Consider the following 277-nt stretch of genomic DNA (forward strand, 5'->3'; position numbering starts at 1 on the left):
GTTTAGGATACCATCAGCATCTAGGTCGAATGTTACTTCGATTTGTGGCATGCCACGTGGTGCAGCTTGGATACCTTCTAGGTTAAATTGACCTAGAGATTTGTTGTAACTTGCTTGCTTACGCTCACCTTGAAGTACGTGGATAGTTACCGCACTTTGGTTGTCTTCAGCAGTAGAGAACGTTTGATCCGCTTTAGTTGGGATTGTTGTGTTCTTCTCGATTAGCTTAGTCATTACGCCACCCATCGTTTCGATACCGAAAGACAGAGGAGTAACA

Annotated in this window: 1 protein-coding gene; it reads right to left on the bottom strand. The window is 44.0% G+C overall.

Annotation, left to right across the window (positions count from 1 at the left end):
- Positions 1–277 (bottom strand): Hsp70 family protein (locus PVK63_RS19965; RefSeq protein WP_274440988.1); only part of this gene is annotated, 277 nt, incomplete at both ends.

Origin of the sequence: Aliivibrio sp. S2TY2, assembly GCF_028765525.1 — a bacterium.
Taxonomy (GTDB): domain Bacteria; phylum Pseudomonadota; class Gammaproteobacteria; order Enterobacterales; family Vibrionaceae; genus Aliivibrio; species Aliivibrio finisterrensis_A.